Origin of the sequence: Thermoactinospora rubra, from assembly GCF_002093975.1 — a bacterium.
Classification (GTDB): domain Bacteria; phylum Actinomycetota; class Actinomycetes; order Streptosporangiales; family Streptosporangiaceae; genus Nonomuraea; species Nonomuraea rubra_A.
On record NZ_MSZZ01000063.1, the window covers coordinates 45,767 to 51,815 of the forward strand.

At 75.2% G+C, this 6,049-nt stretch carries 6 protein-coding genes; 2 read left to right on the forward strand and 4 right to left on the reverse strand.

Annotation, left to right across the window (positions count from 1 at the left end; genetic code table 11):
• The 3 genes from BSB02_RS34645 to BSB02_RS34655 form a co-directional block, all read right to left on the reverse strand.
• Positions 1–264, reverse strand: a complete 264-nt coding sequence (locus BSB02_RS34645) for a FitA-like ribbon-helix-helix domain-containing protein (protein WP_084965224.1) — start codon at positions 262–264, stop codon at positions 1–3.
• Positions 265–296: 32 nt separating this feature from the next.
• Positions 297–923: a DUF4328 domain-containing protein gene (locus tag BSB02_RS34650; RefSeq protein ID WP_240506934.1), complete on the reverse strand. Its 627-nt coding sequence runs from the start codon at positions 921–923 to the stop codon at positions 297–299.
• An 82-nt stretch (positions 924–1,005) separates the two neighbouring features.
• Positions 1,006–1,647 (reverse strand): response regulator, encoded by a 642-nt coding sequence (locus BSB02_RS34655; RefSeq protein WP_276206383.1) that lies wholly within the window; start codon positions 1,645–1,647, stop codon positions 1,006–1,008.
• Between the two features lie 91 nt (positions 1,648–1,738).
• On the opposite strand from BSB02_RS34655, the gene BSB02_RS34660 reads away from it, so the two are divergent.
• Together BSB02_RS34660 and BSB02_RS41175 are read left to right on the forward strand one after the other, a co-directional pair.
• Positions 1,739–2,422 (forward strand): ABC transporter ATP-binding protein, encoded by a 684-nt coding sequence (locus tag BSB02_RS34660; protein WP_084965226.1) that lies wholly within the window; start codon positions 1,739–1,741, stop codon positions 2,420–2,422.
• Between the two features lie 403 nt (positions 2,423–2,825).
• Complete coding sequence (locus BSB02_RS41175) at positions 2,826–4,355, forward strand: FtsX-like permease family protein (RefSeq protein ID WP_169729467.1); 1,530 nt, start codon at positions 2,826–2,828, stop codon at positions 4,353–4,355.
• Between the two features lie 48 nt (positions 4,356–4,403).
• On the opposite strand, the gene BSB02_RS34670 is transcribed toward BSB02_RS41175, so the two are convergent.
• The gene (locus BSB02_RS34670; RefSeq protein WP_143591543.1) at positions 4,404–5,987 is read right to left on the reverse strand and encodes an SMI1/KNR4 family protein; all 1,584 of its coding nucleotides are present in this window, start codon (positions 5,985–5,987) and stop codon (positions 4,404–4,406) included.
• Positions 5,988–6,049 lie beyond the last annotated feature (62 nt).

Genomic DNA, 6,049 nt, shown 5'->3' on the forward strand with positions numbered 1-6,049 from the left:
CTAGCGGCAAAAGACGGGGTCGCGGTCGGCGCGCACGGCGGCCACGATGTCGGCGGTCGTCGGCATTGTCGCACCGCGCTCCCGCCGCGCCGCCGCCAGCCGCCTCACTTTCCGCATGACCTCGGCGTTGGCCGGACGCCTGGCGATGAGCGTCAGCCGCTGTGCGGCATAGGCCGGCAGGGACATGCCGGCTTCCGCCGCACGCTGCTTCAACGTCTCTATGACGTCGTCGTCGACATCGCGGACATAGATGACTCCGGCCATGCACCCAATGGTGGCAAGGTGCCGGCAGCCTGTCAGGCGGCGCGGCTGAGCGAGCGGTACCGCAGGCGGGCGCGCCCCCGGGCGGTCTGGAGGCGCGTCACCTCGCGGACGGTGGCCGCGCACAGCAGCGCCGCCATGCCCGTGATCGCCAGCTCCCGCGCGCCGATGCCCGTCAGCGTGCCTTCGGAGTCGTCGGCCAGCCGGGCGGCGAGGAGCACCAGCGAGCCGAGCCAGCCGAGCCACCACGCGGCGACGAGCGACAGCCAGCGGACACGCTGGTCGTACGGCGGGCGCGAGCCCTTCCACACCTCGTCCAGGAGGAGGACCGGGGCGACGAGGTTGACGAAGGGGACGAGCCAGGCGGCCAGCACCGGTCCGGCGGTGGCCGCCCGGTCGTTGGCCTGGCGCGCACGCACCAGCCAGGTGAGGTACGCGACCGCGGAGGCGACGGCGGTGCCCGCGACGAGCATCACCAGCACCGCGAAGACGGACACCTGGCCGGCGACCGACTGGGCGGCCTGGCTGTGGGGGGCGCCCTGGAGGGCGGCGATCTGGGCGGCCAGCCGGCTGCCGCGCGTCTCCTCGAAGACGACGAGCGCGGCCAGCGAGGCCACCTGGGCGGCGAGGGTCACGTAGACGGCCAGGGTCGTGAAGCGCACGAATCTCTCCCCCCGCTCCATGCGCTGAGGTGCTGATTGTCATTTATCCCGCCGGGACGGCGGTTAATCGGCTCACCCCTGATCAGCTCACCACGCCGGACTCCCAGGCCCACGCCGCGATCTCCACGCGGTTGCGGGCGCCGAGCTTGGCCTGGACGCTCCCGAGATGGGTCTTGACGGTGGACAGGGAGACGAACAGCTCGGCGGCCACCTCCTGGTTGGTCTTGCCGCGGGCGACCAGCCGTACGACGTCCATCTCGCGGTCGGTCAGCGGCTCGGGGAGCGGCTTGGCCGCCGCGGGCTTGGCCAGGTGCTGCAGCAGGCGGACGGTCACCGACGGCGACACCAGCGCCTCGCCGCTCGCCGCCGCCCTGATCGCCTCGATGAGCAGCGTCGGGCCGCTGTCCTTGAGCAGGAAGCCGGTGGCGCCCGAGCGCAGCGCCCCGTAGACGTACTCGTCGAGGTCGAACGTGGTGACGATCACCACCCGCAGCGGGTTCTCCACGCCGGGGCCGGCCAGCAGGCGGGTCACCTCGATGCCGTCGAGCTTGGGCATGCGGATGTCGAGAAGGCAGACGTCGGGGCGCAGCCGCCGGGCCTCGGCGACGGCCGCCGCGCCGTCGGCCACGGCGGCGACCACCTCGATGTCCGGCTGGGCGTCCAGGATCATCTGGAACCCGGTGCGGACCAGCTCCTGGTCGTCGGCGATGAGAACGCGAATCACAGCCCCCAGCTTAAGATCGGCCGTTCGGCCGACCGCCCCCCGGTCGCGCGGCCGATCCGCGGCGAGGCCGGGCACGCCAGGCTCGGGAGCCATGAACGACGTACTCCAGGGGCGTGCCCTGACGAAGCGGTTCGGCCACACGGTGGCCCTGGACGGGGTGGACATCACGGTCCGCCGGGGCGAGGCGGTGGCCATCATGGGGCCCAGCGGCTCGGGCAAGTCGACCCTGCTGCACTGCCTGGCGGGCATCATGAGGCCGGACTCGGGCGAGGTGTGGCTGATGGGGCAGCGCATCGACACCATGCGCGAGCGGGAGCGCAGCGCGCTGCGGCGCACCCGCTTCGGCTTCGTCTTCCAGTTCGGCCAGCTGCTGCCCGAGCTGCCCGCCGAGGAGAACGTGGCCCTGCCGCTGATGCTGGGCGGGGTGGACAGGGTCCGGGCGGTACGGCAGGCGCGCGAGTGGTTCGGCCCCCTCGGCCTGCACGGCATGGAGGCCCGGCGGCCGGGGGAGCTGTCGGGCGGCCAGGCGCAGCGCGTGGCGATCGCCAGGGCGCTGGTGAGCGGGCCCGCGGTGGTGTTCGCCGACGAGCCGACCGGCGCGCTGGACCAGGCCACCGGGCACGACACCATGCGCCTGCTGGTGGAGGCCACCAAGCACAACGGGGCCGGCCTGGTGGTGGTCACGCACGACCCGAACGTGGCGCGCTTCTGCGACCGGGTCGTCGAGGTGCGCGACGGCCGCCTGACCGGTCAGGCGCAGGGGGTGCCGGCGTGAGGACCGTCGTGTCCCTGAGCTGGCGGCTGCTGCGCGGCGGCGGCCGCCGCGGCATGCTGGGCGCCTGGCTGACGCTGGGCGCGGTGGCCGTCTCCACCGCCCTGCTGCTGTTCGCCGTCGCGGCCAACTTCGCCTTCGAGGCGCGCGCGGACCGGGAGGCGTGGCGCATCCCGGTCGCCGCCGAACAGGGGGCGGTGGCCCTGCAGACGCTGCGGCACGACCACGTCCGCGGCGAGCGGATCGCGGTGGTGGACCTGGCCGCCCTCACCGCGGGCCCGCCCGCGCCGCCCGGCATGGACCGTTCCCCCGGCCGGGCGAGGCGTGGCTGTCGCCCGCGCTGGCCGAGCTGGCCAGGACGCTGCCGGCCGACCAGCTGGCGAGGCGCTACCCGGGCCGGATCCACGTGCTCGGCGAGGAGGCGCTGGTCCACCCGGAGGAGCTCGTCGCGGTCCTCGGCCACGACCCAGGCGACCCGGTCATGTCGCTGGCGGACCCCGGCCGCTCCGGCGCCCCCGCGACCAAGGTCGCCGGCTTCACCGGCACGCACTCCGACACGGCGGTGGGCTACCGCATCCTGGCCCTCGTCGCCAGCGTCCTCATGGTGGTGCCGCTGCTGGTGTTCGGCGGGGCGGCGGCCCGGCTCACGGTGGCCCGCCGCGACCAGCGCCTGGCCGCCCTGCGGCTGGTGGGCGCGACGCCGGGCCAGGTGGTGGCCATGACCGTGGCCGAGGCGGTGATCGTCGCGTTCGCGGGCGCGGCGGCGGGCGTCGCGCTGTACGCGGCGGCCGGGCCGCTGCTGACGCGGGTGGAGATCGGCGGCGGCCCGTGGTTCGCCGCGGACGTGTGGCCGCCCCTGTGGGTGGTCGCCGCCGTCCTGGTGGCCGTGCCGCTGCTGGTGGGCCTGTCGGCGGTGGTGGGCCTGCGCCGGGTCGTGGTCAGCCCGCTCGGCGTGGCCAAGAGGGAGACGCCGCCCGCCATGCGCGCCGTACGGCTGCTCGCCCTGCTGGCCGCGCTGGTCGCGGTGCCGCTGGTGAGCAGGTCCACGAGCGTCACCGTGGTCGTGGCGGCGATCGGGCTGGCCTTCGCCTGCGTGAACCTGGCCGGGCCCTGGGTGGTGGGCCTGATCGGCAGGATCGTCGCCGCCAGGGCCAGGCGGCCCGCCGGGCTGCTGGCCGGCCGGCGGCTCGTCGACGATCCCCGCTCGGCCTGGCGCACGGTGAGCGGGGTGGCGCTCACCGGGTTCGTGGCCGGGTTCCTGGGCCTGCTCAGCCCGAGCGCCTCGCTGCTGGGCTCGCCGGACGGCCACCAGCTGCGGCTGGCCGTCCCCAAGGCCCAGGCGGCGCGGGCGGCCGAGCAGGCGAAGGAACGGCTGGCCGCGGCCGGCGTGCGGGCGACCGTCGAGGCGCGCGGCCACGTGGTGGTCGCGGCGCTCGGCACCGGCGCCGGCCCGGCCACGCTCGACCGGGCCCGCACCGCGCTGGACGGGCTGTCGCCGGGCCACTCGGCCAGCACGGAGCGTGAGGACGACTACGAGGGCATGGTGCTGCTGCGCGACATCGGCACCGGCACCCTCGTCGTGCTCGCGGTGTCCTTCCTGGTGGCGATCACCAGCGCGGGCATCACGGCGGCCTCCTCGGTGCTGGACCGGCGCCAGACCTACGCGCTGCTGCGCCTGGCGGGCACGCCGCTGGAGGTGCTGGACCGGGCCCGCAGGAAGGAGACGCTGATCCCGCTGGCCGTCATGGGCGGCGGCGCCATCGCCTCCGGCATGGTCTGCGCGGTGCCGTTCATGATCGGCGCGATGACCGTGAACGGCCTGCTGACGCTGCTGGCCTGCGTCGCCGTGGGCTTCGGCGGGGTGATCGGGGCCGGGGCGCTGAGCCGTCCGCTGCTGCGTTCGGTGACCGCCGAGCCGTCCCCGCGCCCGGACTAGCTCCACCGCGCCAAGCAGCTAGTCGCGGGCGATGTCTCAGTCCAGGTCTCAGTCCAGGTCCCAGTCCAGCTCGCCCCTGGCCACGACGGGCTTCCAGCGGCGCAGCGGCCGCCCGCTCTCCAGCGCGTCCGCGACGGCCGCCAGCTGGGCGAGGTAGGAGGGCCAGGCGACGTCGCCGTCGAGCCGCAGGCCCTCCTCGTTGAAGTACTCGCCCGTCTTGCCGGTCTGGGCGTCGACGAACAGGTGGCCGCCGTCCACGGCCATGGCGTAGGGGATCAGCCGCCCGTGCCACCACCACGGGTCGGGCGCGATCGAGCCGTCGAGGTAGAGGCCGCACATCATGGCCCACTCCCGGGCGATCTCCCGGACGGGGGCGTAGTCCCACAGCCCGCCGGGGCCGAAGCGGCCGCCGTCGTGGCGCAGCAGCGAGGCGCGCAGGTCGTCGGGGAAGGTCAGGCCCATCCTGGCCTCGGCGCGGGCGATCGCCGAGGGCGAGGCGGGCGGGCGGAGCGAGCGGAGGGTCCTGGGGGCGTGGCGGGCGAGCCAGCGTTCGATGCGCCGCCAGGCGGCGTCCACCTGCGCCGCGACCGCCTTATCCGGATATTTCACGACCGGCGGGCGGCGGGCGGGCTTGCAGCCGATCTCCCGGGCGTCCTTCGGCGACAGCGGGCTCGGCGAGGGCTCCGCGGTTTCCGTGGGGGTCGGGGTCGGGGACGGGCGCGGGGGACCGGCACAGGTCGCGGGCGGCGGCGCCGGGGCGGGCTCGTCCTGCCAGGTCAGCTCGCAGCCCGGCGTCACGGCCGGATACCGTCCGCGCAGCGCCTGCCCGCTCTGCAGCGACCCGGCCACCGCCTCCAGGAGCGCCACGTAGGAGGGCCAGCCCATCGGCCCGTCGTAGCGCACGCGCTCGTTCCACGCTTTCTCGCCGACCCGGCCCGTGCGCGGGTTGACGAACAGCTCGCGGCCCCGCGTGTCGGACGCGAAGGGCACCAGGCTGCCGTGCCAGGTGCCGCGCTCGGGGTCGGCTTCGGCCATCGAGCCCTCGATCACGAGGGTGTGGCAGTTGCCCCACCGCAGCGACTCCGCCGTCATCAGATCGACGGGCGCGTAGCCGGGGAAGAGCAGGGCGCCGTCGTCGGCTCCGTCGTGGCGCAGCAGCGAGGCGTACAGATCATCCGGCAGCCTGCCGTTGTCCTCCTCCCAGCCGGTGATGCGCGCCGCGTCGACGGGATGGCGCAGCTTGCGCAGCGTGACGGAGGCGTGGGCGCCCAGCCAGCGCTCGATCCGATCCCACGCCCGTCCCACGCGGGAGGCGAGCGCCGGATCCGGCGTCCTGGGCGTGGGGGCGGGCGCCGGCTCGTCCGAGTGCTGGATCATCGGGCTCGGGGTGGCCATGACCCGGCGGTCCTCGCCGACGACGACGGGCGTGCAGCCGGCCGCGCGGGCCTGGCCGGGGCTGAGCATCCGCGCCGCCAGGGCGGCTTCCGTCTCGGGGTCGCCGCAGGACATCTCGACGACCTCGCCCATCCCGGCATACGTGCATAGGACGCCTTCGCCGGGTACGGTGGCGCTCGCGGCGGCGCCCGCCGCGATCACCGCGACGGCCAGCGCCATCCGCAGCGCACGTAACACGCCGCCGGATTCTAGCCCCAATGCCGTGTAGTTAAGGTCTGGAGCCGGGCGTCAAGGGTCGG